The sequence below is a fragment of the Azospirillum oleiclasticum genome, assembly GCF_013423485.1.
Taxonomy (GTDB): Bacteria; Pseudomonadota; Alphaproteobacteria; order Azospirillales; family Azospirillaceae; genus Azospirillum; species Azospirillum oleiclasticum.
The window spans coordinates 35,910-60,538 of the sequence record NZ_JABFFR010000021.1 but is presented as its reverse complement, the minus strand read 5'-3'; the positions used below and the strand labels follow the sequence as shown (position 1 = coordinate 60,538).

The window sequence follows — 24,629 nt, the reverse complement described above, 5'->3', positions numbered from 1 at the left end:
GCCGGCGCCCGTTTCGGTTCACAGGGCCAGCGGTTTCGTGCCACAAGGCGGCCTGGACGCCACCCGCAACGCCGAGCCCCCGCCCGATGACCGCCGCCGACCGCGCCGACACCGCCGTGCCCCGACGTCTCGACCTCGGGAGGCTGCCGTGGTGGGCGCTGTGCCTGTTGCTGGGGGTGGTGCTCGCCGCCTCCTGCTTGGCGCTGGGATTCCGGCTGCCCTATTGGCGGAACGCCGACCAGGATCTGGTGCTGGCCTACCATGGGCTGCTGCTGAACGACGGGCTGCCTCAGGAGTATTTCGACCACCCCGGCTATCTCTATTTCCTGGTCGTCGCCGGTTGGTACCGGCTGCTGCACGCGCTCGGGCTGTTGGAGGTGGCGCGGCTGTCCGATCTGCCGCCGCTGGCCGATGCCGTCGCGTACGACGCGGCATGGCAACAGCTCGTTCAGGCCGGGCGCGGGCTGTCGATCCTGCTGTGCGCCGGATTTGTCATGGTGGTGGCGACGCTGGCGCGCTTCATCCTGGAAGACAGGCTGATCGGCTTCCTGTCGGGGCTGGCGGTCGCCTTCGCCATGGGGGTGATGACGCAGGCCCGGCAAATGCGCACCGATCTGCTGTCGGGCATTTTCGCAGGGCTGGCGCTGCTGCTGGCCATCCTGGCGGTGCGACGGCGGCCGGGAGCCGGGCCGCTGGGGCTGTTGACGCTGGCCGGCGGCTGCGCGTCGCTGGCCATGGCCAGCAAGGTGCAGGCGATCTTCCCATTGTTGGCGACGCCGGCCATCACGGTCGTCTTCGGGCGCTCCTGGCGGGAGCCGGCCCCGGGCGGCTGGGGGCGGGCGGCGCTGCTGGCGCTGCTGGCCGCCGCGGCGCTGGTCCCGGCGGTGGAGCTTCTGCGGTTCGGCATCGAGGGCTCGGGACGGGCGCTCTACCCGTACCGGCCGGTTGGCGGCGGACTGTCCGGCGTCTATCAGGGGATCATCGCCGGCTGGGTGGTGCTGGGGGTTCTGGCGCACGCCGCGGTGTGGCGGCTGCGCCCGGCCTGGGCCGCCCAGGCGCTGGCCGCCGTCGCCCTCGGGGCCGCGGTCGGGCTGCTGTCGTTGCTGATCCGCTGGCACGAACAGAACGCCATCGCCGTCGCCAACTTCATCGAGCACATGTTCGTCTTCACCACCTGGCGCCATCCCGGCGAACTGCAGGCGGAGGGGCAGGTGCTCAGCGGGTCGCTGGTCGGGCTGCTGCTGGAGGGGCTGTGGCGGACCTTCGCCATCCGCACGGTGGTGCTTCACCCCGATCGGATTCCACAGACGTTGATTGTGGAATGGTTCGCCATCGCCGGGGCCTTGGTGGCGTGGCGCCGCGGCGACCGGCTGATGCCGCTGCGGGTGGCGCTTCTGCTCGGTGCCGCCTGGGGGTTGGAGACGCTGTTCTCGCTGCGCGGCTTCCAGCGCGCCTACGCCATCTACACCGATCCGCTGGCGGTGCTGGCCGCGGCGCTGGTGCTGGTGCGGTTCCGCGGCATCCTGGACGGTGTCCGGTCGCGGCGGTGGCTGTTTGGCGGCATGGCGCTCTACGTGGCGCTCGCCCATGTGTGGCCGGTCGTCTTCGAACTGCGCCGCGGCGACCCGAGACCGCATTGCGAGTGGATCCCCGTCTACATGAAGCAGGTGGAGGGGTTCCCCTTCTGTCAGCGCTGAGGAGCTTCGGCCTTGAGGGTGAGCCAGAGGAGGCCGCCGGGAAGGGTCAGCAGCGTGACCGACACGCCGATCAGCAGTGACAGGACCACCGCCTCCGCCGAGCCGATGCCGAACAGGGCGAGGCCGGCGGCCATGGCGCCTTCGCGCACGCCCCAGCCGTTCAGCGAGATCGGCAGGGCCGCCGCGAAGATCGCCACCGGAACCACGGACAGCGCGTCCATCGGCGACACCGGCAGGTCAAGCGCGCGGGCGAAGGCGACGACCGCGGCGATGGTGGTGATGTGGACGCCGGCGGCGTGGAACCCGCTGACCAGCGCCGCCCGCGTGAACAGAGCGTTGCGCAGGCGGCCGACCTGATCCAGCAGGGCGGTGACCGGTGGGCGCAGAAGCACGGCCGGCAACGGAACCCGGTCGATCTGCAGCCCGACCGCCACACCGACGGCGAGCGCCAACGTCGCCAGCGGCGGTGCCCAGGCGACCGACGGCGGCGAAGCCGTGACAAGGTGCGGCAGGCCGACGAACATGATAACGACCACCCCCACCAGCGCCAGCAGCCGGTCGAGGATCATTGCCGTCACCACCGACGCGGCCGGGCAGCCGGCGCGGTAGGTCAGCCAGCCCCGCGCCACGTCACCACCCAGCGCGCCGGGCAGCATCTGCCCAAGGAACAGCCCGGCCAGCATCAGACGCAGCGCGGTCCACGAGCTGATCACCGCGCCACAGGACGCCGCCGCCCACCGCCAACGCTCCCCCGCGAAGAGGATGCCGGCCGCCTTCAGCAACACACCAAGCGCGAGCCAGCCGGGCGAGAGATCAGCGAATCGTGCCGCCACCCCGCTCCAGTCCGCGCGGACGGCCAGCAGCACCAGCACGCCCACCGTCACCGCCAGCTTGGCGGCCAGTGCCAACCGTCCGCGCCAGGTGCGGGGCGGGGCTTCGGGCAGGGCTGCGCTGGCATCCGGGACGGTCATGGACGGCTGCTTAGCATGGTGCGACCGCCGGGTCACGACGCGCGCAGGCGTCGCAGGTCGTCCATCACCCCTTCCGCGGTCATGGTGGCGAAGTCGGGGCGATGGTGGACCAGCACGTGCGGCCCGGTCACCTGGATCGGGGTGGGCTGGTCGACGAAGAGCGCCAGGGTTGGGGTGCCGAGGGCGGCCGCCATGTGGGTCGGGCCGGTGTCGTTGCCGACCGCCACCGCAGCGCGACGCGCCAGGGCCGCCAGACCGAACAGGTCGGTGCGTCCGGTGAGGTCCGCTGCCTCCGGACACACCGCATGGATGGCGGCCGCCAGCGGCATCTCCGCCTTGCCCCCGGCGATGACCGGGCGAAGCCCCTCCGTCAGCAGAAGTCGTGCCAGGGCGCCGTAACGCTCCGCGGGCCAGCGCTTTTCGGGACGATGCGGCGCGGAGCCGGGAATCAGCATGGCATAGGGTTCGATGGGTCCGAGGCCAGCCTCGCCGTCGAGCCAGGAAAGGTCGGGGTCGGGTGGCAGCTCGATCCCGAATGCGCGGAGCTGGCGTGAGTGCCGCTCGACCGCCGGCATGGACTTGCGGCCTGGATAACGGTCGGAGTGGCTGGCCCCGCGCGCCGGTCCCGACCACTCCGGCCACGGGCCGGGAGCGATCAGCCAGAAGTACCGCTCCGTCCGCGTCTGTCCCTGGAGATCGTAGACGCGGTCGAAACGTCCGGCGCGCAACAGCCGCCGCACTGCGAGGTAGGCCAGGGGGGAGCGGCCACGCGGGTCCTCCAGCACCTCGTCGAACAGGCCGCTGCGCCGGGCGAGCGGGGCCAGGGATGGAATGGTGAGCAGGCTCAACCGGTCGCCGCGGTGGTGGGCGCGGATGGCCTGGAAGGCGGTCTGCGCCAGGAAGAAGTCGCCCAGCGCCCCCAGCTTGATGACGAGGATGCGGCGGCTCATCGCCGGTTCCCGGCGCACTGCGCCGCCAGCAGCATGGTTCCGGCGGCGAGGTATCCGGCCATCCACCAAGCCTGCCAGAGCCCGTAAGCGGTGTTCGCCATGGCCAGCCCGGCAGCAAAGAGGCCGAGGGCGTAGGGCTGCGCCTCGGTTCCCAACCGCCGCGTGGCGGACAGCATCAGCAAGGACGCGACCACCACCAGCGTCGACCCCGCCAGCCCGAGTTCGAGCCAAACCTGGAGGAAGCCGTTGTGCGGGTGCAACGGCAGCAGGCTGTCGGTCAGGGTGCCGAACCGTGACCATTCCCCGGCTTCCGGCCGGAGGGCACGCGACGCGTCGATGCCGTGGCCGAACAACGGCGCCTCCAGCACCCTCCACGCGGCGTGGCCCCAGATTTCCAATCGATGGCGGGCGGAGGGGAAAAGCCAGTCCGCATAGCCCGCGTCCAGCGTTTGACCGGCGGCCAGACCCAGAGGCACCGCGAGCACGAAACCGGCGATGAGCACACCGCCGACGGCGCGCCGCGACCACAACGGGGACAGGGTGGCCAGCCCGAAGGCGGCGAGCCCCGCCACCAGTCCCAGCGTGGCCGACCGACTGCTCAACAGCATGGACCCCGCGGTGCAGACAACCAGCAGCGCCGGGCCTGCCCAGCCACCGACGCGCCGATGCAGCGCCAGCCCCCCGGCCCAGGCCAGAAGGCTCAACACGGCCGCCGTCCGCTTGGGGACGTTGGTCATGTCCATATCCAGGTCATCGGGCACGGTGTTCCACCACCGGTGCAGAGGGTGGTCGAACGCGGCCTCGACGCTGAAGACGAGAGTGCCGGCCGCCAGGCCAGAGAGAAGCCAGCCAATGGCACGGTCTGCTTCCTGCGCATCGAGCGCGGTCGCCCAGCGGCCAATGACCGCGGCGCCAAGCGCGATGTACCCGAGTTCCACGACCGTGGCGACGGCGCGGGAGGACGGGCTCCAGAGGGTGCTGACGCAGGCCAGCAGCAACAAGCCACCGACCGTGACGGTTTGCACGCTCACGCCACGACGCATGCCGCCCGCTCCGCTGTGCCGGAGACCGGCCGCCGCAATCACCGTCATGACGATCGCCCACACCGGCAGCCCGCGCGGTGCCAGCGCCGCGACAGGCCCGAGCGACCCGCAGCCGATCGCGGCCAGCGTGGCGCACATCCGGCCGATGAGGTCGTCCGACCGTTGGCGGCGCGATGACGGAGCTATCATGGGGGGCGGGGCCGTCCGACCGGAAACCGTGAATGGCCGGCGCTGCGTCCGGGTCCGCCCGCTGCTTATCAGGACCCTGGAGGGAATTCAACGACGGGAGACGGACGCACCCGACGGGTGGCGGGCGCTGTCCGGTCCCGGCGCCTGGGGGTTACTGCCGCATATGCATTTCGTACTCGCTGCGGCTGACGATTCCGTCACCGTTCAGGTCCATCCGGTCGAACGAGGTTCCGGGGCGGACGGTGGTGCCCGGCTCGATCGTCGTGGCGGCACTCGGCCCGGTCTGCCCGCCGCCTCGGCTCATGCTGCGGTCGTCGCCGGCCGGTGCGCTGCGTGTGGTGTAGGTGTATCCCGGCGTGCCGGGTACGGTCTGGGCCGCGGCGCCACTCCGCATGTCGGTGCCGCCCATGGCGGGGTTGGTGCCCATGCCGGTGCCGGTGGTGCCGGACATCGCGCTGCCGGGCGAATGGACGATGGTCTGCGGCGGGGCCGCACGGTCGACCGGGGCGGTCGGGTTGGCCGCGCTGAACTGCCGGTGCGTCTCGATGAATTCCTGCCGGGAGACGCGACCATCGCCGTCGCCGTCCATCATCGAGGCGGAGGTGCCGCCATAGGATGACATCTCGGTGTCGGAGAGCCAGCCGTCGCGGTTGCGGTCCAACGACGAGAAGCTGCGCTGCGCTTCGCGACGGAGCTGCTCGGTGTTGGTGTAGCCGCTCTGCGCGATGGCCGGCGCGCTGGTGGCCGCCATGAGGGCGGCGAGCGCCAGGCTGGAGAGCGTTGCGGTTCGCATGGTCGATCCTCCTGAGATCGGAACTGGTTTCCTGACACCATGCAAACACCGCAGGGTGCACGGTTGTTCACGGGCGGGGCATCCGGTCGCGCCCCATACGCACGAATTCGCTGTCGCGCTCGCGCCGCCCTTGGGCGATAGTCCGAAGGTGGACGGGAGGCGACCACCATGATGGGCACGGGCTGCGACCGCCGCGCCGTTCTGGCCGGCCTCGGTGCAGCGGCGTTCGTGACGACCGCCGGAGCGCCGGTCGGATTCGCGCGGGCTGCCGCCGCGGGCAGTGGCGACCTACGAGTCGGGGTGGTGTATGCCGGATCGCGCGATGATGGCGGCTACAACCAGTCGCATGCTCTTGCCATCCGTTCGATCGCGGCCTTGCCCGGCGTTCAGGTGCTGGAGCGGGAGGCGGAGGGTGGCGGGTTCGACGCCGTCGCCGGCCGACTTGCCGCCAAGGACGAATGCCGCATCGTTTTCGTGACCGCGCCCGACCTGTCGATGCCGGCACTGCTCGCCGGAGCGATGGAGACGCCGGACACGCTCTTCGTGCTGTTCGGCGGGGTGTCCATGGGGGACCGGCTTCCGGCCAATGTGGCGCTCTGCAGTGCCTTCATCGACGAAGCGCAGCATGTGGCCGGCCTGGTCGCCGGTTATGTCAGCCGCAGCAAGCGGCTGGGATTTGTCGGTGCCGGACGGGGGCCGGGCGTGTTGCGCAGCCTCAACGCTCTCGCACTCGGTGCCCGCCGGGCCGATCCGGGCGCGACCTTGCGCGTCGCATTTCTGGAACCCGGCGCGGGCGAGGCGGAGGCTGCGGACGCCGGCCGTGCACTGTTGGCGGCGGGTGCCGACACGCTGGCCGGGCATCTGCCCACCGTGCGTCCGCTCTGCGTGGTGGCCGAGGAGGCCGGCGCCTTCTGCTGCGGCCTGCACACCGATCTGTCCGCCCTGGCGCCAACCGGTTATCTGACCGGGGCGGAGTGGGACTGGGCGCGGGCGGATATGATGTTCGTTCAGGCCCTGCGTGGCGGAAATCCATGGCCACGGACGTTGCGCGGTGGGCTGGGTGCCGGTCTGGTTCGCTGCGGATCCTTCGGACCCGCGGTTTCGGCCGAGGCTCGTGCCCATGCGGAAGCCGCGCGCTTCCAGCTTGCGAACGGCAACGCCGCCGTGTTCCGCGGGCCGATCCTCGACAATGCCGGGCGCGTCGTGGTGCCGAAGGGCAAGGTGCTGGCGACCGACGATCCAGCGCTGGGCGCGCTCACCTGGCTGGCCGAGGGTGTGAGCGAGCTTGCACGCTGAACGGCAATGTCAGGGGCCGCCGCCATCCGCGGCCGGCGGTGAGGGCAGGCCGGCAACCTCCACCAGATGCGCAACGACGCTGCCGAAGGGACTGTCCATCTCCACGCGCACCGGAACGGGGGGCACGCCCTCGCGCACTGGCGCGATGAAGACGTCAACCGGGGGGCGCTCCGCATCGTCGGCACTCGGGCGGAACCAGCCGGAACTGCGGTTCTTCCACTGCCCGGCGATGGACCGGTACGAGGCGCGGCAGTGCAGGGTGTCGCCTGCGAAGACGGAGTAGCGCGTCCGCTCCAGTGTCCGGCCGCCGAAGGGCACGAAACTGAGGTCGTAACGATGACGGCCATCGAACACCGGAAGACTGCGCCCGCAGGTGCCATCGCTGCGGACGCCGAGCATGGTGGCGACCACGGCGGAGAGCGGATCCAGCGTGCCCCTCTGAAGGTCCGCCGGGACCGGATCGCGCTCCACCCCGTCCGCGGGCGGATCGGCCACCGCGGACAGGACGCCACCAGGGCCGTAATCGATGCGCACGCTGCGAGGTTCTCCGCGCCACAGGCTTGACGCCCGGAAACTCTCCGGCGTCGCCGACGTGCCGGCGAGCGCGCCGGCAACGGTCGACTGGGTGCGCCATGCCGCAAACCGGCCGATCAGGCCGTCCGTCGCCGCTTGGACCGTCACGGTGTAGCGCCCTGGCGCGACCGCCACGTCCGCCGACGCGTCCAGCACTGCGATCCCGCCAACATGCACGCGATACAGAAGGCGCACCCCGTCGGCCGCATGGGTCGGCGCGATGCCCACCAGCAGTGATGCGGCCAGTGCCATGGCTGGAATCGCAAGCTTCATCCGACCCTCTTGTCAGCGATGGACGCCGCCCGGAACCGGTCCGGGAATGAAATGCAATATGGTGCGCAAACGCCGCTTGACACCCTGCGATCCGCCCCTTAAAAGACCGCTCCACCGCGACGGAGCGGGCGCGTAGCTCAGCGGGAGAGCACTCCCTTCACACGGGAGGGGTCACAGGTTCAATCCCTGTCGCGCCCACCATCTTTTCAGCACGTTTCCGTGCATCGTGGCGATAACATCCCCAACCATCGATCATGGCAAGCGCTTTGGAATACTTTTCCAGGGCGGTTTCGTTTTTTCAGGTCGGCTGCCGATCTTACCTGCTGCTGCCCCCTTCACGCCGCATCGCAACGTGGCATAATCGCCCGGAAAGACAGGGCAGGGGGTGGGTCGTATGAATCTGACACCGCGGGAGAAGGACAAGCTGCTGGTCGCCATGGCGGCGGTGGTGGCGCGGCGGCGGTTGGAGCGCGGCGTGAAGCTGAATCACCCGGAAGCGGTGGCGCTCATCACCGACTTCGTGGTGGAAGGGGCCCGCGACGGGCGCACGGTCGCCGAGTTGATGCGCGACGGCGCCACGGTGATCACCCGAGCCCAGGTGATGGATGGCGTGGCCGAGATGATCCATGAGATCCAGGTGGAGGCCACCTTCCCCGACGGCACCAAGCTCGTCACCGTCCATCAACCGATCCGCTGAGGGTGACGCCCATGATTCCCGGTGAAATCCTGCCCGCCGCGGGCGAGATCGAGCTGAACGCCGGCCGCGAGACGGTGGAGCTGGAGGTCGCGAACAGCGGCGACCGCCCCATCCAGGTCGGCTCCCACTATCATTTCTACGAGACCAACGGGGCGCTCAGCTTCGACCGCGAGAAGGCGCGCGGCTTCCGGCTGGACATTCCGGCCGGCACCGCCGTGCGCTTCGAGCCGGGGCAGACGCGCAGCGTCCGCCTCGTCGCCTACGCCGGCGCGCGGGTGGTGCAGGGCTTCAACGGCAAGGTCGACGGCCCCCTCTGACGGGCCGGTGCAGAGAACGAGGAGGGGGACCATGGCGCATCGCATCGACCGGGCCGAATACGCGGCCCTCTACGGCCCCACCGTGGGCGACCGTGTGCGGCTGGCCGACACCGACCTGATCATCGAGGTCGAGCAGGACCACACCGTCTATGGCGACGAGGTGAAGTTCGGCGGCGGTAAGGTGATCCGTGACGGCATGGGTCAGAGCCAGATCAGCCGCGCCGGCGGGGCCGTGGACACGGTGATCACCAACGCGCTGATCATCGACCATTGGGGCATCGTCAAAGCCGACATCGGCATCCGCGACGGCAAGATCGCCGGCATCGGCAAGGCCGGCAATCCGGACGTCCAGCCCGGCGTGGACATCGTCGTCGGCCCCGGCACCGAGGTGATCGCCGGCGAGGGCAAGATCGTCACCGCGGGCGGCATCGACGCGCACATCCATTTCATCTGCCCGCAGCAGGTGGACGAGGCGCTGTACAGCGGCGTCACCACCATGCTGGGCGGCGGCACCGGCCCGGCGGCCGGTACCTCGGCCACCACCTGCACGCCGGGGCCATGGCACATGGCGCGCATGCTCCAGGCGGCGGAGGGCATCCCGATCAACCTCGGCTTCTTCGGCAAGGGCAACGCCAGCCAGCCGGGGCCGCTGGCGGAGCAGATCGCCGCCGGGGCCTGCGGCCTGAAGCTGCACGAGGACTGGGGGACCACGCCGTCGGCCATCGACACTTGCCTGTCGATCGCCGAGGACATGGACATCCAGGTCGCCATCCACACCGACACGCTGAACGAGTCGGGCTTCGTCGAGGACACGGTCGCCGCCTTCAAGGGCCGCAACATTCACGCCTTCCACACGGAAGGGGCGGGCGGCGGCCACGCGCCGGACATCATCAAGCTGGCCGGGCTGGCCAACGTGCTGCCCAGCTCGACCAACCCGACGCGGCCCTTCACGGTGAACACGGTGGACGAGCATCTCGACATGCTCATGGTCTGCCACCACCTGAGCCCGCGCATCCCCGAGGACGTCGCCTTCGCCGAAAGCCGAATCCGCCGCGAGACCATCGCGGCTGAGGACATCCTGCACGACCTCGGCGCCTTCTCCATGATCAGTTCCGACAGCCAGGCCATGGGCCGGCTGGGCGAGGTGATCATCCGGACTTGGCAGACCGCCCACAAGATGAAGGTCCAGCGCGGCCGGCTGCCGGAGGAGACGGGGGACAACGACAACTTCCGCGTCCGCCGCTACATCGCCAAATACACCATCAACCCGGCGCTCTCCCACGGCATCGCTCACGCGGTGGGATCTCTGGAGGTCGGCAAGCTGGCCGATCTGGTGGTGTGGAGCCCGGCCTTCTTCGGGGTGAAGCCGGACATGGTGTTGAAGTGCGGCACCATCGCGGCGGCGCTGATGGGCGATCCCAACGCCTCCATCCCCACGCCGCAGCCCGTGCATTACCGCCCGATGTTCGGCGCGTACGGCCGTGCGCTCCAGGCGTCGAGCGTCACCTTCGTCAGCCAGAAGGCGATGGAGCTGGAGGTGGGGCGTACGCTCGGCCTCTCCCGCCTGCTGATGCCGGTGAAGAACGTGCGCGCCGTCGGCAAGAAGCAAATGGTGCTGAACGACTACACCCCGGTGATCGAGGTCGATCCGGAAACCTACGAGGTGCGCGCCGACGGGCAGTTGCTGACCTGCGAGCCGGCGGCGGTGCTGCCCATGGCGCAGCGGTATTTCCTGTTCTGAGGTCTGGTCTGTTGTCTTCCATCGGTGTGTTCGATTCCGGCCACGGCGGGCTGACGGTGCTGCGCGCGCTTGTCGATGCCCAGCCGCGACGGCCCTTCGTCTTCCTCGGCGACCACGCCCACGCCCCCTATGGCCGGCGCAGCAACGAGGACATCCACGGGCTGACGCGGGCGGGGGTGGAGGCGTTGTTCGCGCAGGGCTGCCGGCTGGTGGTGGTGGCCTGCAACACCGCCGCCGCGGTGGCGTTGCGCCGGTTGCAACAGGAATGGCTGCCGCACGCCTACCCCGGCCGCAACGTGCTGGGGGTGCTGGTGCCGATGGTGGAGGCGATCACGCGGGTGCCCTGGATGGTGCAGGAGCCGCCGGTGGACCGCATGCACGAGCCGCGCACGGTCGGCGTCTTCGCCACCGTGCCGACCGTCAGCTCCGGCTCCTTCCCGCGGGAGATCGGCAAGCGGGCGCCGCATGTGCGGGTGGTGCAACAGGCCTGCCCCGAGCTGGTGCCGCTGATCGAGGAGGGGGCGCCGGACGCCGTGCTTGGCCCCGTCGTGCGCGGCTATGTGGCCGAGATGCTGGAGCGGGCGGATGGCGTGCCCGACGCCTTCGTGCTGGGCTGCACGCATTACCCGCTGGTCGCCCATCTCTTTGCCGAGGCGCTGCCGGCGGGTGCCGAGATCTTCGACCAGCCGGCGCTGACCGCGCGCAGCCTGGAGCATTACCTGGAGCGGCATCCGGACTACGCGCCGGAGCTGCACACTCATCCGGCGCCGCTGCGCTTCCTGACCACCGGCGACGCGGAGCGGGTCGGTGCGCTGGCCGGCCGCTTCTTCGGCGGGACCACGCCTTTTCAACGGATCACCCATGGCTGACGATCTTTCCCGCCGCGCCACCCGCGTGCACGCCCGCGATCACTGGCCGGCCGACCGGCAGGCCGGCACCGTGACGCTGGCCTTCGACGACCGCCACCGGCGGCGCATGATGATGGCGGACGACGCCGGTGGTGCCTTCCTGCTCGACCTGCCGCGCGCGGTGGCGCTGGATGACGGCGACGGGCTGGAGCTGCCGGACGGCACCTATCTGCGTGTGGTGGCCGCGGACGAGGATCTGGCCGAGGTGCATTGCCACGGCATGGAGCATTTCGGCCGCGTCGCCTGGCACCTGGGCAACCGGCACCTGCCGGTGCAGGTGGTGGGGGAGACCGTACGCATCCGCCGCGATCATGTGATCGAGGACATGCTGCGCGGGCTGGGCGCGCACGTACACGCCATCCGGGCGCCGTTCCAGCCGGAGGGCGGGGCGTACGCCGGGCATGGCTCCGCGCAGGGGCATTCGCATGAGCATGGTCACAGCCACGATCATGGGCACAGCCATGACCACGGGCATTCGCATGGATGAGCCGAGCGGGGATGTGGAGCACCTCACCCTTCTTCTCGCCTGGCTGTCGCCGTCCTTCCCGGTCGGCGCCTTCTCCTACAGCCACGGCATCGAGGCGGCGGTGGAGCAGGGGTTCGTGCGCGACCGCGCCACGCTGATCCGCTGGATCGGCGGTGTGCTGGAGCATGGGGCCGGGCGCACCGACGCCATGCTGTTCGCCCACGCCCATGCCGCCGTGCTGGCCGGGGACGAGGCTGGCTTCGCCTGGGCGGTGGAGCGGGCCGACGTGCTGCGCGTCTCCTCCGAGATGGCGCTGGAAAGCCGGGCGCAGGGGCAGGCCTTCCTGACCACCATCCGCAACGCATGGCCGCTGGATGGGCTGGAGCGTTGGCGCGGCGTGATCGCCGGCACGGGACGACCACCGGCCTACGCGGTGGGGGTGGCGATGGCGGCGGCGCTTGCCGGTGTTGGCGTGTGGCCGGCGTTGGCGGCCTTCCTGCACGCGTTCGTCGCCAACCTCGTTTCCGCTGGGGTGCGGCTGGTGCCGCTGGGCCAGACCGACGGGCAGAAGGCGCTGGCCGCGCTCGACCCGCTGGTCCACCATGCGGCCGAGGTTGCGCTGCTCACCCCCATCGACGATCTCGGCGGCCGCTCCGCGATGGTCGATTGGACGTCCATGATCCACGAAACCCAGTACACGAGGCTGTTCCGCTCATGACCTCCCCCATCGAGAAGAGCCATGCCGGCCCCTTGCGCGTCGGCGTCGGCGGGCCGGTCGGGTCCGGCAAGACCGCGCTGGTCGATGCGCTGTGCAAGCGCATGCGGGAAGGTTGGGAGGTCGCGGCGATCACCAACGACATCTACACCAAGGAGGATGCGGAGTTCCTGACCCGCTCCGGCGCGCTCGACCCGGCGCGCATCATGGGGGTGGAGACCGGCGGCTGTCCGCACACGGCGATCCGCGAGGACGCGTCGATCAACCTCGCCGCCGTGGAGCAGATGAACATCCGCTTCCCGGATCTGGATCTGATCTTCATCGAATCGGGCGGCGACAACCTGGCCGCCACCTTCTCGCCGGAACTGGCGGACATCACCATCTACGTCATCGACGTGTCGGCGGGCGACAAGATCCCGCGCAAGGGCGGGCCGGGCATCACCCGCTCGGACCTGCTGGTGATCAACAAGATCGACCTCGCCCCGCTGGTCGGCGCCAGCCTGGAGGTGATGGACCGCGATTCGAAGAAGATGCGCGGCGAACGGCCCTTCCTGTTCACCAACATCAAGGCCGGCCAGGGGCTGGACGATGTGATCCGCTTCATCGTGGAGAGGGGCGGGTTGCCGCTGCCGGGCTGAGGCCACCGACTCCCAAAAGGGGTGCGGAACCTCCGTCTTGACCGTGCTGTTCTACGACGTGAGAGCGAACCACGCCGGAGCCCGCACGCATGACCATCACGTCCTTCCGCGGCCTCCTCCTGGGTGCTGTCTTGTCGGCCGGCCTGGGCGCCGCACCGGTGGCGGCACAGTCGCCGCCGCCGTGCGACCAGCAGCTCGCCGGGCTCGACCGCCGGATCGAGGCGGTGCGCGGGAACCTGTCACCACCAGCCAGCCGTGCGGAGCTGGAAGCGCTGGACGCCCACCGGCGCGCGCTCGAGATGGTGGCAAAGAACGGGACGCCGCAAGCCTGCGCCGCGGTGCTGAACGATTCCATCGCCGTGGTGCAGGCGGTCGAGAGTCCGCGCGTTCTGCCCGCCGATGAGTTCGACGACCGGAAACTGCGCAATCCGCAGGGTGAGGAGTTGGGCGAGATCGGCGAATTGATCGTCGATCCGGTCCGTGGGCAGATCGTCTACGCCGTCGTCGAGCTGGGGGGCTTCCTTGGCCTCGGCGAGCGATATTTCCCGGTTCCATGGTCTTTGGTGCGGCCGGCACCGGACGGGGACGCCTTCGTCCTGAATGTGGCGAAGGAACGGCTGACCGCGGCACCCCAATTCGCTCGTGACAACCGCCCCAACATGGCCGACCGCCAATGGGCGCAGGCGCTGCACACCTATTATGGGGTTGTGCCGCCCTGGTTGGAGAGCAGTGCCGTGCTGGGCGCTCTCGTTTCGAGTGGAGCCGGGAGCCAGACCGCCGGGGATGCGCAGGAGATCGAGCGCCTGAAGGCGGAGGTGTCGCGGTTGAACGAGGAGTTGATGCGGATGCGCGCGTCCGGCGGGTCGGGCGCGCCGCCGGTTCCCGGGGCCGCCGGCAACTCCGGCGATTCTCCTCAGCCGCAAGCGGCGCCGCAGTCGGGCAATCCGTGAACGCCGATAGGACCGAAAGAGGGAGAGGGCAACCATGGGGCAGTCCCTGTTCAAACATGATTTCGACCGCATGATCAATGTCGGTCATACCGAGCGGCTGGCGTCGTTGGTCGGCGGCGGTGTCCTGGCCGTGCTGGGTATGCGCCGCCCCTCCGTCGCGGGTGCCGCGATGGCGCTGGTCGGCGGGGCGTTGGTGGCCCGTGGCCTTACCGGCTATTGTCCGGTGAAGGGGATGGTGGAGGACTGGAGCGGCAACGGTGCCGCCGTGCCGAACCAGGATGTGGACTCGGGGCGAGATCCCTATTCCCGCCATCCCGGCGACATTTACAGCCAGCCGGATGAGAAGGATCTGGTGGACGAGGCATCGCAGGAATCCTTCCCCGCGAGTGATCCTCCCTCCTTCACACCGGGCGTCGCACACTGACCGTCCGCAAAGCGAAGCCGGGCGGAGAAAGCCCGGTTTCAGCCGCATGCCCGACGTGTCCGATCAAGGTTTCCAGCGACGACGTCAATTGATTCACGTCAATGCGGAAGTCAAAGTGACGGGCGTGAGCATACAACGCCGCATAATGTCTATTTTATTACACCATCCAGACGTTGCACCTCTATCGGATAGGCATTATGCTGCATCGCAGCTAAGTATCCAAGAGGGCTTCCGTCATGTCTCTGATCTCCCTGGAAGGCAAGCGCGGGCTTGTCATCGGCATTGCCAACAAGAGCAGCATCGCCTACGGCTGCGCGCGCGCCTACAAGGACATGGGGGCGGCGGACCTCGCGGTCACCTACCTGAACGCCAAGGCCGAGCCGCACGTCCGTCCGATCGCCGAAGACCTGGGCGCCGGTCTCTTCCTGCCTCTGGACGTGCGGGTCGAGGGCGACCTGGAGCGCGTGTTCGCCACCATCAAGGAACGCTGGGGCAAATTGGATTTCGTGCTGCATTCCATTGCCTTTGCGCCGAAGGATGATCTGCACGGGCGCGTGGTGGATTCCACCCGCGACGGCTTCATGCTGGCGATGGACGTGTCCTGCCATTCCTTCATTCGCACCGCCAAACTGGCTGAACCGCTGATGACGGACGGTGGATGCCTGCAGACGGTCAGCTTTTACGGTGCCGACAAGGTCGTCGAGCATTACAACCTGATGGGCCCGGTCAAGGCGGCGCTGGAAAGCGTCACCCGTTACATGGCCTACGAGCTGGCGCCCAAAGGCATCCGCGTGCACACCTTGTCGCCGGGACCGCTGGCGACGCGCGCGGCCTCGGGCATCGACCATTTCGACGAGCTGATGGAGCGCACCGCCGAGCGCGCGCCGCAGCACCGTCTGGTCTCGGTGGATGACGTGGGTGCCTACTCCGGCTTCCTGGCGTCGGACGCGGCCAAGGCCCTGACCGGCTCCTGCGTGTACATCGACGCCGGGTACAATATCATGGGTTGATGCGGGTGCGGCCGGGAGTGGGGCAACACCCACTCCCGGTCGAAGCTGCGTCAAATCGCCCTCCAACCCTCGTGGTCATTCTTTGCAAACGAAAGCCGCTTCATAATCCCGGCCGATAAGGAAGGCCGGAGGCGCCATGGGCGTCATAACCTGGAGGCGGCAGCTGAGCGTCGGCCAGCCCGCTATCGATGAGGACCACAAGCACCTCATCGAATACCTGAACCAGCTCGACACCGCGCTGAACGCGCAGGTCTACCTGCCGTCGCGTGTCGCGAAGATCCTCGTCAAGTTGCTCGAGTACACGAAGGAGCATTTCGGGCGGGAGGAGAAGCTGATGCGCATGGCGCACTACCCACGGCTGGAGGAGCACATCCGCCAGCACCGGGAGTGTGTGTCCAAGATCGCCGCGTTGTCGCAGGAGTTCACGAAGAATCCGTCACGCGCCAGCGGCGAGCACATCTATTCGTTCACCGCCGATTGGCTGGTCCGTCACATCATCATGGAAGACACCCAGCTCACCCCCTACGTCCGCGGTGTCTGGCTTTAACCCGGTACCCGTCAGCCAAAGACGGGGCGTCGGCGGCTGCTGCCATTCTGCCAAGCCCATTCCACGAGCACGGCCACCAGCCGCTCCAGTGCCGGCCGCACCTGTTGCGCCAGATCGGGGCGGAACCCGTAGGGCGGCGACTCGTCCATGTAGGTGACTTGGCTCAGCTCGAGTTGCACGGCGTGGATGTTCTCGTCCGGATGGCCGTAATGCCGGGTGATGAAGCCACCCTTGAAGCGACCGTTCAGCACATGGCTGTGCGTGTCCATCGCCTCCACGACGTTCATCAGACGCCCGACCAGGGCGGGGGACGCGGTGGCGCCGTCGCCGGTGCCGAGATTGAAGTCCGGCAGGCGCCCTTGGAAGAAACGCGGTACCTCCGATCGGATGGAATGGGCATCGAACAGCACCGCGACCCCGAATCGGTCGCGCAAAGCCCGCAATTCCCGCGCGAGTTGGTCGTGATAGGGGCGCCAGTAGACCTCCACCCGCCGCTCCACCTCGGCCGCGTCGGGTTCCATTCCCGGCTTGTAGACCGGCGCCTGGTCGAAGGTCCGGGTGGGGCAGATCTCCGTGTTGTCAGCCCCCGGGTAAAGCGCCGTGCCAGCGGGATTCCGATTGAGGTCCGCCACATAGCGCGACTGCACCGCCTTCAGGAAGCCGACCCCGTGCGCTGGCGCGAAGTGGTAGAGGCGGTCGAGATGCCAGTCCGTGTCGGGAACGGCACGCGCGTCGTCGGTCATCGTGGCAGCAATGTCCGGCGGAATCTCGGTTCCCACATGCGGAATGCTGAGAAGGACCGGAGTCTCGCCGGGTTGGAATCGGAAGGTGTCCATGCGTCACTCCAACGGGCGGCGCGGGGCGGGTGCGCCGCAGCATGCGCATGGACTATGGCGATCCGAACCCGGTGATGCAAACATTGTTACAGATTTGTCAAATCGTCACCGGCCCACGGCATCGCCGCCATCAGGGGCTGTGCATGGCAGCCGCCCCGTCGGTTCCTATGGTATACGGAATCCAATGCGGCTATAGAAAGGGCGTTTGCCGGCTGCCGCAGTGCGAAAGCCGCCCCATTGTTTCACCGGAAGTGCACCTGTGACCTTCGATCCCGTCTCGCTGGGCCTGCTGGCCGCTGTTCTCCTTTTCGCCGGGCTGTGCGCCGGTGTCCTGGCGGGATTGCTGGGGGTCGGCGGCGGCATCGTCATTGTGCCCGTGTTGTTCCACCTGTTCGGAGTCGTCGGCGTGGATGGCGACGTGAAGATGCATCTGGCGGTCGGCACCTCGCTCGCGTCCATCATCCCGACCTCGATCTCCTCGATCCGCTCACACCTGAAACGCGACGCCGTGGACAAGGATCTGCTGAAGCGCTGGGCTTGGGCGGTGGCGCTGGGCGTGGTCGTGGGCACCATACTGGCTGGCGTTGTGCGCGGCGCCGTGCTGACCGGAGTGTTCGCCACGGTAGCGCTGGCGGTAGCCGTGCACATGGCATTCACCACGGAGAACTTGCGGTTGTCCGATCACCCGCCGACGGGGTGGCTGAAGAACCTGATCGCCGGCTTCATCGGCATGTTCTCGTCGATGATGGGGATCGGTGGCGGCACGCTGACCGTGCCGACCCTGGTGCTGTGCAACTATCCGATCCGGCGCGCGGTGGCGACGTCGTCTGCGCTCGGCCTGATCATCGCGGTGCCGGGAGCGATCGGCTTCGTGATCGGTGGCTTGAGGGCGGAGGACCTGCCACCCTTTTCCCTCGGCTATGTCAGCCTTCTCGGTCTGCTGTTGGTCGCACCCACAAGCATGCTGACGGCGCCGCTGGGTGCGCGCATGGCCCACACGATCAACCCCCGCATGTTGCGGCGGGCCTTCGCACTGTTCTTGGGCATCACCTCGGCGCGGATGTTCTATGGGCTGTTGACGTGAGCCGCCGGCCCGGCGACAATCTCCGGATAAGAAGAAGGACGTCTTGAGCCAGGCGGAGCTATGCTTGGCCATCCGGGAGGACGCCATGACCACTCGCAGACAGTTCCTGGCCCCGCTTGCCGTAATTCCCGTCGCTGGTTGGGCGGTCTGGGCGTCGGGGGCGCAGGAGCCACCGCACCCCGTCGGCCCGTTCCACTTGCCGCTCGACGAGACCACCGCGCTGTGGCGCGATCTTGCGCAAACCCGCTTCGTTGGACCGGCATCGGAACCCGCTTTTCCGGAACTCGTCCTGGCGCTCGACGGCAGGACGGTGACGCTCCGCGGTTTCCTGGCCCCCCTGTCCGAAGGAGCGGTGCACAGCCGCTTTATCCTGTGCGCCAACCCGGTTTCCTGCTCGGCCTGCCAGAGCCCGCAACCGGCCACCATGGTCCAGGTCCAGTCCCGCGAGGCCGTGGCAGCCCACCGCGAACCGGTCGTCGTCACGGGCATCCTCAGGCTGAAACCTTTCGAGGGGCTGTTCTATCGCCTGGACAGGGCGGATATCGCGCTCGGTTGAGCCTCCGTCCGTTCAATCGAACAGCAGCCCGCGGTCCGATTCCGCTTGCGGAACCGTGCCGGCGATGCTGGCGATCAGGTCGCCGACACCGGCGAATCGCAGATTGCTGCGCGCCATCAGCAGACCATCCGTGCCGGCGTGCAGCGACCGGCGGGATGCAGGGTCGGTAGGATCGGCGATGTCGGCCACCGGATCCCCGGTGCGGAGCTGTGCGCCGGGCTGCGCGTGAAACAGGATGATGCCGGGAACGGGGGCGGTGATCCGCTCCAACGCCGCCAGTGGCGTGGCCTCGCACAACGGGGCGGGCGGATCGGCAACGGGCGCCTGTACCACCCCGCGGCGGGCAAGGAAACGGATCAGCGCTTCGGCGTCGGCGCGTGCCAACGCGTCCGAGACGTCGGCTTTGCCACGAAGCTCCACGGTTGCCGCAAGACAGGCGGGTGGGATCGGACCATCGCCCGAGAAGCGCTCGGCCAAGCGCCACCAGGGCGCCGAGCACGCCTCATCGAACGGATCGCCGCCCGAGTCGCTGGCCAGGAGCACGGCCCGCGCTCCGATCTCGGCCGCCAGATCGGCGGCGTCCGGCCACAGCGCATCGCCGGTGTATACGTGGACGACCGCCTCCATGTCGCAATGAAGGTCCAGCACGATGTCGGCGTCCAGAGCAAGGCCGAGCAGGGCATGGCGCAACGCCGCGAGTTCCGAGACCGGAGTCCGCGCCGCGTGGGCGGCGGCCAGGGCGGCGCGCACCGCTACGACATTGGCTTGCGGATCATGGCCGATTCGGCCCTGCAGCCGTTCGGCCGCACCGTCCGCCAGAGCGGCGAATCCCCGGTTGAAGTTTTCCCCGCTCGGCAGGGCATACCGTCCGATGGCGGAGCTGGAGACGGACTGAGCCAGACCGATCGGGTTGCAGAGCGGCACCACCACGATCTCGCCCGTGACATTCGCCGTTTCCAACATGCCGATCAGGCGACTGGCAACGATCATGCCGGGGATCTCGTCAGCATGAAGCCCACCCTGAACATAGGCTTTCGGTCGTGCTCCCGGAGTACCGAAGCGATGGACGGTCAAGGCTCGGCGAGTGCCTGTGCGATCTGAGGGGAGGGCAATCTCCTGAACCGTGTGCGGCATGGCGGAATCCCTCGCTGCTTTGGCCTGTCGGCCGCTACCATATGGGCATGGCGACCTTAACGCCCAGTCCTGTCACGATCGACCGCATGCGGATCGGCGCGCTGTGCGGAGCCGTCGGGCTGTATGGCGCGCTGGGGGCACCGGCCCCGCCGTCCCTGCGTTGGATCGAGCTCGGCATCGCGGTGCTGCTGCTGGTGGCCGTCGGGTTGCGGCAGCCATTGTTGGCGGCGGCCGGCAGCGGCTTCCGCGATGGCCCTGCATGGGCGATGGCGGGAACGCTGGCGCTGCTGTGGCTGACATGGGTGCCGCTGTTGCGCGGCGTCTGGCAGGGCTGGGAGCCGACGGACATCCTGCGCGATGTGGTGCCGCTGTTCTTCCTGTTCCTGCCGCTGCTTCTGGTGCCGATCCTCTCGCGCGAAGGCGACGGAGCGGCCGAGGCACTGTGCGGTGCTCTGATGTTGGCCGGGCTGTTGTTCGCGCTGCGTTGGTGGCGGCAGCAGGGGTGGGAGTTCGGAGCCTTTGGGGAACGAACGCTCGGCGATGGTCGAACCTACCTACTGAATGCGCCAGCGGTGCTGGTCGCCGCCATCGGCCTTCCGGCATTGTCGTTGCGGCTTGCCGGCCGGGGAGGGGCGGCAAGCTGGGCCGTAGCCATCGCGGCCGGCTTGGCCGGTGCGGTCTGCCTGACCGCGCTCGCCGGTGCGGCCCACAGATTGGCGTTGGGCATTGCGATGGTGGCGCTGCTGGCGATCTGTTCGATCCAGGCGGCGCGGGCACCGCGGGTGTCCGCCGTCCTCGTTCTCCTGGCGTGCGCGTTGCTCGTGGCGTTCCACGAGGTTGCCGTCGGCACCTTGGACCGTCTGATCGAGAAGACACGGCTCGCCGGTGCAAACGCCCGTGTGGAGGAAGCGGAGGCGGTGCTGCGGGTGGTTTCCGCCTCCCTTCCGTCCCTTCTCTTCGGCGAGGGCTGGGGTGCCCTGCTGGCGAACCCGGCGGTCGGGGAGTGGCGGGTTTCCTACAGCCACACCTTCCTGACCTACGTCCTGCTGAAGACCGGTGTGCTGGGGCTCGCCGCTTTTGCCGGCTGGGCGGGCGCCATGGCGTGGTTGGCGTGGCGGCTGCTGCGCAACGATCCGGTGTTGGCCCTGGTGTGCCTCCCGCCACTGCTGGTCCCCTTCGGCCTGCACACCAGCTTCAAGTACCTGGATACCGGATTGCTGCTGGCAGTGGTTGCCGCGGCTGGCTGCCGCAACGCTGGGCCAGCGGCGCGTTGAAATGGAATACCAATGAATGTATTGTGGTGCGACACAATCGCGGTGCGGTCGCGTGCGCTCCATTTTGTTCGTGAACCGAGTTTTCCCTCCGCAGAGAGGTGCAACCGGCCGATGCCTTGCGGACCTGTCGGAACGCTTGGCCGCCGCTGGCTGGCGGGTCACCGTGCTGTGCGACGGGGATGGCCCTGCCGACGCGCCGCAGGGCGTGATTGTGTTGCGCACCGGTCGGTCGATCGAGGACGATGGGCGGCTGTCGGCACGGGCGTACCTGCGCTCGCTGGCGCGCCTCGCGTTCGGGGCCCTTCGCGTGCCGCGGCAGGATGTGATCGTGACCATGACCGATCCGCCGCTTCTTGCCCTGTCTGGTCCCATGCTGGCCGCTTGGCATCGTGCGGCGGTCATACATTGGTGCCACGATCTGTATCCGGATCTTCTGCCGGCACTCGGCGTGGTCACGCCCCGGTTGCTTGCCGGTCATTTGGGGCGGTGGATGCGGCGGGCTCTGCGCGCGCATGACGGTGTCGTGGCCATCGGGCGCTGCATGAGCGAACGGTTGTCACGGATGGGTATCACCGGCGCCCGTATCACCGTCCTGCCCAATTGGCCGGACCCTGCCATCCACCAAGACTCCGGTGCGGCAGCTTCGGCACGGCGCGACCTCGGCCTCGACGGGCGGTTCGTCGTCACCTACGCGGGGAATTTCGGTCTTGCCCATCCATTGGGCACCATCCTCGACGCGGCGGCGTTGCTGGCGCGGGACTGCCCGGAGGTGCTGTTCCTGATGGTCGGCGACGGGCGTGCGCATGGCGCGATGGTCGCCCGGGCGGCGGAAATCGGTCTGGGCAATCTGCTCACGCTGCCGTTTCAGCCGAAGGAGCGCATCGGCGCGCTGCTCGGGGCCGCAGACCTGCACCTCGTCACGATGAATCCGACGGTGGAGGGGATGCTGGTGCCCTGCAAGGCGACCGGTGCCCTGGCGACGCACCGGCCCTGCCTGTTCCTGGGGCCGGCGGGTTCGGAAGCCGCACGACGCATCACGGAGCGCCGCTGTGGAATGGTGTTGGACCCGGGGGACGCAGCCGGATTGGCCGCAGCGATCGTGGGTTATCGGAACGATCATCAGCGCCGTGCGGAGGAAGGCCGGCGGGCAGGTCTGGCAGCGGCGGAATGGACAGCCGATCTGGCGGCCGTGCGTTTCGCCGGGGTCATCGACGCGCTTGCCAGGAACACCACGATGCCTGCGGGTTTCGAGATCGGGAGCCGGGGCTGTGGTTGACGGTCTGGCGGCGATTACGGAGCGGCGGGCCGAACAGGATGCCGCAGTGACGATCCTGCGTGATGTCCTGCGTGGGTGGCGGCTGGTTCTCGTACTGCCACTGATGACACTGACGGGCGGTTTGGCACTGTTGTGGTCCGTTCAGCCTGAATTCACAGCGGTCATGGTGGTCGGTCCGACCTCCACTTCCGGCTTCGCGGCCATGGGCGCGCGCATTCCCCAGCCGGGACGGGAAGCGGCGAGCGCGGCGGAGCAGGGAGTCGGCTCGGAAGCTCTGTCCGACTTCGCCCGATATCTCCACCTTCTGACGTCCGTGCCGGTGGCCGAACGACTGATGGCCGATCCGCGTCTCCTTCAGCGCATGTTTCAGGAGCGGTGGGACGCGCAGGCTGGCGCGTGGGAGGAGCCGGCGGGTGCTGCCTCGGCGCTGCGCCGGCTTCTTTTCAGGCTTGCGGGTCGTGAGGATTGGGTGGTGCCTGATGTGACTGCGGTCGCGCAGTATCTGAAGCGCCGCATCGTGGTCGAGCCGGTTGGAACAAGCGCAATGCGCCGAGTCCGTTTCCGTCATTCCGACCGCGGCTTCGCGCTTGCCTTTTTGCGGACATTGGGGGAGCAGGCCGATGCCCATCTCCGGGCAGAGGCACGACGCCGCACGGCCGCACAACTCGAATTTGCCGATGCCCTGGCCACGACGGTTACCCAGAACGAACACCGCAAGGTTTTCGCCGAACTTCGGAACGAGCAGCAGCGGGTTCTCGTCATGCTGGATGTGGGGCTTCCCTTTGCCGCGGACATGTTGGAGGCGCCGAGTGCCGACGCACTGCCGGACTGGCCCGATCCAACGATGGTGTTGACCGTGGCGCTGGCGGCCGGTCTGTCCGTAGGGGTGATGGCCGCCGCATTCGGCGCAACCCGGCGCTCCTGGGCGCGCGATTGATGATTCCGGTGTCCGTCATCGTGATGACCAGAAACGAAGCGGTGAACCTGCGTGCGTGCCTGGAGTCGGTTCGCGAGTTCCGCGAGGTGTTCGTCGTCGATTCCGGCAGTACCGACGGCACGCCGGACATTGCGGCCGATATGGGCGCGGTGGTGGTGCCCTTCATGTGGGACGGCGGCTACCCGAAAAAGAAGCAATGGTGCCTGGAGCGGCTGCCCTTCATCGGGGATTGGGTGCTGTATCTCGACGCCGATGAGCGGTTGACACCCGCGTTGGTGCGTGAGCTGGCGGCGCTGATGCGGGATGGGCCGCGACACGCCGGCTACTTCGTGACCGGCCGTCCTGTGTTCCTCGGGCAGAGACTGCGGTTCGGCGCGGCGAACCACAAGCTCATCATGATGGACCGACACCGCGCTTCCTTTCCTGTCGTGCCCGACCTGGACGTTGCGACCATGTGGGAGGTGGAAGGCCACTACCAGCCGGTCGTGGATGGTCGCATCGGACGGTTGAAACACCCGTTGTTGCACGAGGACCGGAAACCGCTGTCGACGTGGTTCGACCGGCACAACCGCTATTCGGACTGGGAAGCCGCCCTGTGTAACGACGGGAGGATGGCGACTTTGGTCGATCGCGAACGGGGGTTACGCCGCGTCCTCAAACACATCCGGTCGAACACGCCGATGCGGCCTCTGATGGTGTTCCTGCACGCCTATGTGCTGAAACTCGGCTTGCTGGACGGAAGGGCGGGCTTTCACCACGCGTTGGCCCGCGCCTTCTATCACTGGCAGGTGGACGTGAAACGGTTGACCTGCGTCAGTCCGCCGACGGACCGCCGTCCTTCTCGCCGCCAAGCGCCTTGACGAGATCGAACGTTCGCTTGCGCACCGACGGCTCGGAGATGCGGTAGTAGGCACGCACCAACTCGAGCGTCTCCCGCCGTGCCATGGACTCGAACTCGTCCGTTTCGCTCACTTGACCTTCGGCCACCAGGATCGTCTCCGACTCGGGCGGGGGCATATCGTCGAAGAAGAAGCTGACGGGCACCCCCAACACCTGCGACAGATTGTAGAGACGGCTGGCGCTGATACGGTTCGATCCGCGCTCGTATTTCTGCAACTGCTGGAATGTGATGCCGACCGCTTCACCCAGCTTCTCCTGGCTGAGACCGAGAAGCGTTCGCCGTAGCCGCAGCCTGGCGCCCACGTGCACATCGATCGGGTTCGGCCCCTCTCCTCGGCGCGAGAGGGTATGAGGTGCGGAAAGCTTGGTTTTTTGAGGAGACATCGAGCAACCCTCGGGCACACAGGAGCAACACGGCATCCGCCGCAGTTGAT

27 protein-coding genes and 1 tRNA gene are annotated in these 24,629 nt (G+C 68.4%); 20 read left to right on the top strand and 8 right to left on the bottom strand.

Features of this window, described 5'->3' with window-relative positions:
- Positions 1–86 precede the first annotated feature (86 nt).
- Complete coding sequence (locus HL658_RS20570; protein ID WP_180284483.1) at positions 87–1,697, top strand: hypothetical protein; 1,611 nt, start codon at positions 87–89, stop codon at positions 1,695–1,697.
- Here the strand turns inward: HL658_RS20570 and HL658_RS20565 are convergent.
- The 4 genes from HL658_RS20565 to HL658_RS20550 all read right to left on the bottom strand — a co-directional run bounded on the left by HL658_RS20565 (position 1,688) and on the right by HL658_RS20550 (position 5,643).
- Complete coding sequence (locus HL658_RS20565) at positions 1,688–2,668, bottom strand: lysylphosphatidylglycerol synthase transmembrane domain-containing protein (protein WP_180284482.1); 981 nt, start codon at positions 2,666–2,668, stop codon at positions 1,688–1,690. The genes HL658_RS20570 and HL658_RS20565 overlap by 10 nt on opposite strands.
- 32 nt (positions 2,669–2,700) lie before the next feature.
- Complete coding sequence (locus tag HL658_RS20560) at positions 2,701–3,618, bottom strand: glycosyltransferase family 9 protein (protein ID WP_180284481.1); 918 nt, start codon at positions 3,616–3,618, stop codon at positions 2,701–2,703.
- Positions 3,615–4,799 (bottom strand): O-antigen ligase family protein, encoded by a 1,185-nt coding sequence (locus tag HL658_RS20555; protein ID WP_180284480.1) that lies wholly within the window; start codon positions 4,797–4,799, stop codon positions 3,615–3,617. Before HL658_RS20555 ends, HL658_RS20560 begins: the two co-directional genes overlap by 4 nt.
- Positions 4,800–5,001: 202 nt before the next feature.
- Complete coding sequence (locus HL658_RS20550) at positions 5,002–5,643, bottom strand: EF-hand domain-containing protein (protein WP_180284479.1); 642 nt, start codon at positions 5,641–5,643, stop codon at positions 5,002–5,004.
- A 168-nt stretch (positions 5,644–5,811) separates the two neighbouring features.
- Here HL658_RS20550 and HL658_RS20545 point away from each other — a divergent pair, with 168 nt between their 5' ends.
- A complete protein-coding gene (locus HL658_RS20545) occupies positions 5,812–6,939 on the top strand; it encodes a BMP family ABC transporter substrate-binding protein (protein ID WP_180284478.1) in 1,128 nt (375 codons plus the stop codon).
- 9 nt (positions 6,940–6,948) lie between these two features.
- Here the strand turns inward: HL658_RS20545 and HL658_RS20540 are convergent, their stop codons facing one another.
- Positions 6,949–7,764 carry a DUF3108 domain-containing protein gene (locus HL658_RS20540; RefSeq protein ID WP_180284477.1) on the bottom strand — a complete coding sequence of 272 codons (816 nt, stop codon included), beginning with the start codon at positions 7,762–7,764 and terminating at the stop codon, positions 6,949–6,951.
- A gap of 147 nt (positions 7,765–7,911) precedes the next feature.
- Here HL658_RS20540 and HL658_RS20535 point away from each other — a divergent pair.
- The 12 genes from HL658_RS20535 (at position 7,912) to HL658_RS20480 (ending at position 16,198) form a co-directional block, all read left to right on the top strand.
- Positions 7,912–7,986, top strand: a tRNA-Val gene (locus HL658_RS20535).
- A 193-nt stretch (positions 7,987–8,179) separates the two neighbouring features.
- Positions 8,180–8,482: an urease subunit gamma gene (locus tag HL658_RS20530; RefSeq protein ID WP_180284476.1), complete on the top strand. Its 303-nt coding sequence runs from the start codon at positions 8,180–8,182 to the stop codon at positions 8,480–8,482.
- Positions 8,483–8,493: 11 nt separating this feature from the next.
- On the top strand, positions 8,494–8,799 hold the full coding sequence (locus tag HL658_RS20525; RefSeq protein ID WP_180284475.1) for an urease subunit beta: 306 nt from the start codon (positions 8,494–8,496) through the stop codon (positions 8,797–8,799).
- A 31-nt stretch (positions 8,800–8,830) separates the two neighbouring features.
- The gene (gene ureC, locus HL658_RS20520; protein WP_180284474.1) at positions 8,831–10,540 is read left to right on the top strand and encodes an urease subunit alpha; all 1,710 of its coding nucleotides are present in this window, start codon (positions 8,831–8,833) and stop codon (positions 10,538–10,540) included.
- Positions 10,541–10,551: 11 nt separating this feature from the next.
- Positions 10,552–11,409, top strand: coding sequence for a glutamate racemase (locus tag HL658_RS20515; protein ID WP_196242327.1), 858 nt, complete (start codon positions 10,552–10,554; stop codon positions 11,407–11,409).
- Complete coding sequence (locus tag HL658_RS20510) at positions 11,402–11,935, top strand: urease accessory protein UreE (protein ID WP_180284473.1); 534 nt, start codon at positions 11,402–11,404, stop codon at positions 11,933–11,935. The genes HL658_RS20515 and HL658_RS20510 overlap by 8 nt, the downstream gene beginning before the upstream one ends.
- On the top strand, positions 11,910–12,632 hold the full coding sequence (locus HL658_RS20505; protein ID WP_180284635.1) for an urease accessory protein UreF: 723 nt from the start codon (positions 11,910–11,912) through the stop codon (positions 12,630–12,632). Before HL658_RS20510 ends, HL658_RS20505 begins: the two co-directional genes overlap by 26 nt.
- Positions 12,629–13,267 carry an urease accessory protein UreG gene (ureG, locus tag HL658_RS20500; RefSeq protein WP_180284472.1) on the top strand — a complete coding sequence of 213 codons (639 nt, stop codon included), beginning with the start codon at positions 12,629–12,631 and terminating at the stop codon, positions 13,265–13,267. Before HL658_RS20505 ends, ureG begins: the two co-directional genes overlap by 4 nt.
- Positions 13,268–13,356: 89 nt before the next feature.
- A complete protein-coding gene (locus HL658_RS20495; protein WP_180284471.1) occupies positions 13,357–14,217 on the top strand; it encodes a PRC-barrel domain-containing protein in 861 nt (286 codons plus the stop codon).
- A 34-nt stretch (positions 14,218–14,251) separates the two neighbouring features.
- Complete coding sequence (locus tag HL658_RS20490) at positions 14,252–14,641, top strand: YgaP family membrane protein (RefSeq protein ID WP_180284470.1); 390 nt, start codon at positions 14,252–14,254, stop codon at positions 14,639–14,641.
- Between the two features lie 236 nt (positions 14,642–14,877).
- Positions 14,878–15,651 (top strand): enoyl-ACP reductase FabI, encoded by a 774-nt coding sequence (fabI, locus tag HL658_RS20485; protein ID WP_180284469.1) that lies wholly within the window; start codon positions 14,878–14,880, stop codon positions 15,649–15,651.
- Between the two features lie 136 nt (positions 15,652–15,787).
- Complete coding sequence (locus tag HL658_RS20480; RefSeq protein WP_180284468.1) at positions 15,788–16,198, top strand: bacteriohemerythrin; 411 nt, start codon at positions 15,788–15,790, stop codon at positions 16,196–16,198.
- Positions 16,199–16,209: 11 nt separating this feature from the next.
- Here HL658_RS20480 and hutG read toward each other — a convergent pair whose 3' ends face one another.
- Positions 16,210–17,034, bottom strand: coding sequence for an N-formylglutamate deformylase (gene hutG / locus HL658_RS20475; protein ID WP_180284467.1), 825 nt, complete (start codon positions 17,032–17,034; stop codon positions 16,210–16,212).
- A gap of 259 nt (positions 17,035–17,293) precedes the next feature.
- On the opposite strand from hutG, the gene HL658_RS20470 reads away from it, so the two are divergent.
- A complete protein-coding gene (locus HL658_RS20470) occupies positions 17,294–18,118 on the top strand; it encodes a TSUP family transporter (RefSeq protein ID WP_180284466.1) in 825 nt (274 codons plus the stop codon).
- An 85-nt stretch (positions 18,119–18,203) separates the two neighbouring features.
- On the top strand, positions 18,204–18,674 hold the full coding sequence (locus HL658_RS20465) for a hypothetical protein (RefSeq protein WP_180284634.1): 471 nt from the start codon (positions 18,204–18,206) through the stop codon (positions 18,672–18,674).
- 12 nt (positions 18,675–18,686) lie between these two features.
- Here the strand turns inward: HL658_RS20465 and HL658_RS20460 are convergent, their stop codons facing one another.
- The gene (locus tag HL658_RS20460) at positions 18,687–19,808 is read right to left on the bottom strand and encodes a succinylglutamate desuccinylase/aspartoacylase family protein (protein WP_180284465.1); all 1,122 of its coding nucleotides are present in this window, start codon (positions 19,806–19,808) and stop codon (positions 18,687–18,689) included.
- An 86-nt stretch (positions 19,809–19,894) separates the two neighbouring features.
- Here HL658_RS20460 and HL658_RS20455 point away from each other — a divergent pair, with 86 nt between their 5' ends.
- From HL658_RS20455 to HL658_RS20440, 4 genes are read left to right on the top strand one after another with little or no spacing between them, the layout of a single operon-like run.
- The gene (locus HL658_RS20455; RefSeq protein WP_180284464.1) at positions 19,895–21,082 is read left to right on the top strand and encodes a hypothetical protein; all 1,188 of its coding nucleotides are present in this window, start codon (positions 19,895–19,897) and stop codon (positions 21,080–21,082) included.
- A gap of 16 nt (positions 21,083–21,098) precedes the next feature.
- Positions 21,099–22,358, top strand: a complete 1,260-nt coding sequence (locus tag HL658_RS20450) for a glycosyltransferase family 4 protein (RefSeq protein ID WP_180284463.1) — start codon at positions 21,099–21,101, stop codon at positions 22,356–22,358.
- On the top strand, positions 22,351–23,295 hold the full coding sequence (locus tag HL658_RS20445) for a hypothetical protein (RefSeq protein ID WP_180284462.1): 945 nt from the start codon (positions 22,351–22,353) through the stop codon (positions 23,293–23,295). The genes HL658_RS20450 and HL658_RS20445 overlap by 8 nt, the downstream gene beginning before the upstream one ends.
- Complete coding sequence (locus HL658_RS20440) at positions 23,295–24,155, top strand: glycosyltransferase family 2 protein (RefSeq protein WP_180284461.1); 861 nt, start codon at positions 23,295–23,297, stop codon at positions 24,153–24,155. The genes HL658_RS20445 and HL658_RS20440 overlap by 1 nt, the downstream gene beginning before the upstream one ends.
- Here HL658_RS20440 and HL658_RS20435 read toward each other — a convergent pair.
- The gene (locus HL658_RS20435; protein WP_180284460.1) at positions 24,109–24,579 is read right to left on the bottom strand and encodes a helix-turn-helix domain-containing protein; all 471 of its coding nucleotides are present in this window, start codon (positions 24,577–24,579) and stop codon (positions 24,109–24,111) included. The two genes, HL658_RS20440 and HL658_RS20435, sit on opposite strands and share 47 nt — an antisense overlap.
- Positions 24,580–24,629: the final 50 nt, after the last annotated feature.

Excerpts from the sequence above, each read along its gene's own strand:
- HL658_RS20570 (WP_180284483.1), top strand. The coding sequence starts at position 87 with ATGACCGCCGCCGACCGCGCCGACACCGCCGTGCCCCGACGTCTCGAC.
- HL658_RS20565 (WP_180284482.1), bottom strand. The coding sequence starts at position 2,668 with ATGACCGTCCCGGATGCCAGCGCAGCCCTGCCCGAAGCCCCGCCCCGC.
- HL658_RS20560 (WP_180284481.1), bottom strand. The coding sequence starts at position 3,618 with ATGAGCCGCCGCATCCTCGTCATCAAGCTGGGGGCGCTGGGCGACTTC.
- HL658_RS20555 (WP_180284480.1), bottom strand. The coding sequence starts at position 4,799 with ATGTGCGCCACGCTGGCCGCGATCGGCTGCGGGTCGCTCGGGCCTGTC.
- HL658_RS20550 (WP_180284479.1), bottom strand. The coding sequence starts at position 5,643 with ATGCGAACCGCAACGCTCTCCAGCCTGGCGCTCGCCGCCCTCATGGCG.
- HL658_RS20545 (WP_180284478.1), top strand. The coding sequence starts at position 5,812 with ATGATGGGCACGGGCTGCGACCGCCGCGCCGTTCTGGCCGGCCTCGGT.
- HL658_RS20540 (WP_180284477.1), bottom strand. The coding sequence starts at position 7,764 with ATGGCACTGGCCGCATCACTGCTGGTGGGCATCGCGCCGACCCATGCG.
- HL658_RS20530 (WP_180284476.1), top strand. The coding sequence starts at position 8,180 with ATGAATCTGACACCGCGGGAGAAGGACAAGCTGCTGGTCGCCATGGCG.
- HL658_RS20525 (WP_180284475.1), top strand. The coding sequence starts at position 8,494 with ATGATTCCCGGTGAAATCCTGCCCGCCGCGGGCGAGATCGAGCTGAAC.
- ureC (WP_180284474.1), top strand. The coding sequence starts at position 8,831 with ATGGCGCATCGCATCGACCGGGCCGAATACGCGGCCCTCTACGGCCCC.
- HL658_RS20510 (WP_180284473.1), top strand. The coding sequence starts at position 11,402 with ATGGCTGACGATCTTTCCCGCCGCGCCACCCGCGTGCACGCCCGCGAT.
- HL658_RS20505 (WP_180284635.1), top strand. The coding sequence starts at position 11,910 with ATGACCACGGGCATTCGCATGGATGAGCCGAGCGGGGATGTGGAGCAC.
- ureG (WP_180284472.1), top strand. The coding sequence starts at position 12,629 with ATGACCTCCCCCATCGAGAAGAGCCATGCCGGCCCCTTGCGCGTCGGC.
- HL658_RS20495 (WP_180284471.1), top strand. The coding sequence starts at position 13,357 with ATGACCATCACGTCCTTCCGCGGCCTCCTCCTGGGTGCTGTCTTGTCG.
- HL658_RS20490 (WP_180284470.1), top strand. The coding sequence starts at position 14,252 with ATGGGGCAGTCCCTGTTCAAACATGATTTCGACCGCATGATCAATGTC.
- fabI (WP_180284469.1), top strand. The coding sequence starts at position 14,878 with ATGTCTCTGATCTCCCTGGAAGGCAAGCGCGGGCTTGTCATCGGCATT.
- HL658_RS20480 (WP_180284468.1), top strand. The coding sequence starts at position 15,788 with ATGGGCGTCATAACCTGGAGGCGGCAGCTGAGCGTCGGCCAGCCCGCT.
- hutG (WP_180284467.1), bottom strand. The coding sequence starts at position 17,034 with ATGGACACCTTCCGATTCCAACCCGGCGAGACTCCGGTCCTTCTCAGC.
- HL658_RS20465 (WP_180284634.1), top strand. The coding sequence starts at position 18,204 with ATGACCACTCGCAGACAGTTCCTGGCCCCGCTTGCCGTAATTCCCGTC.
- HL658_RS20460 (WP_180284465.1), bottom strand. The coding sequence starts at position 19,808 with ATGCCGCACACGGTTCAGGAGATTGCCCTCCCCTCAGATCGCACAGGC.
- HL658_RS20455 (WP_180284464.1), top strand. The coding sequence starts at position 19,895 with ATGCGGATCGGCGCGCTGTGCGGAGCCGTCGGGCTGTATGGCGCGCTG.
- HL658_RS20450 (WP_180284463.1), top strand. The coding sequence starts at position 21,099 with ATGTATTGTGGTGCGACACAATCGCGGTGCGGTCGCGTGCGCTCCATT.
- HL658_RS20440 (WP_180284461.1), top strand. The coding sequence starts at position 23,295 with ATGATTCCGGTGTCCGTCATCGTGATGACCAGAAACGAAGCGGTGAAC.
- HL658_RS20435 (WP_180284460.1), bottom strand. The coding sequence starts at position 24,579 with ATGTCTCCTCAAAAAACCAAGCTTTCCGCACCTCATACCCTCTCGCGC.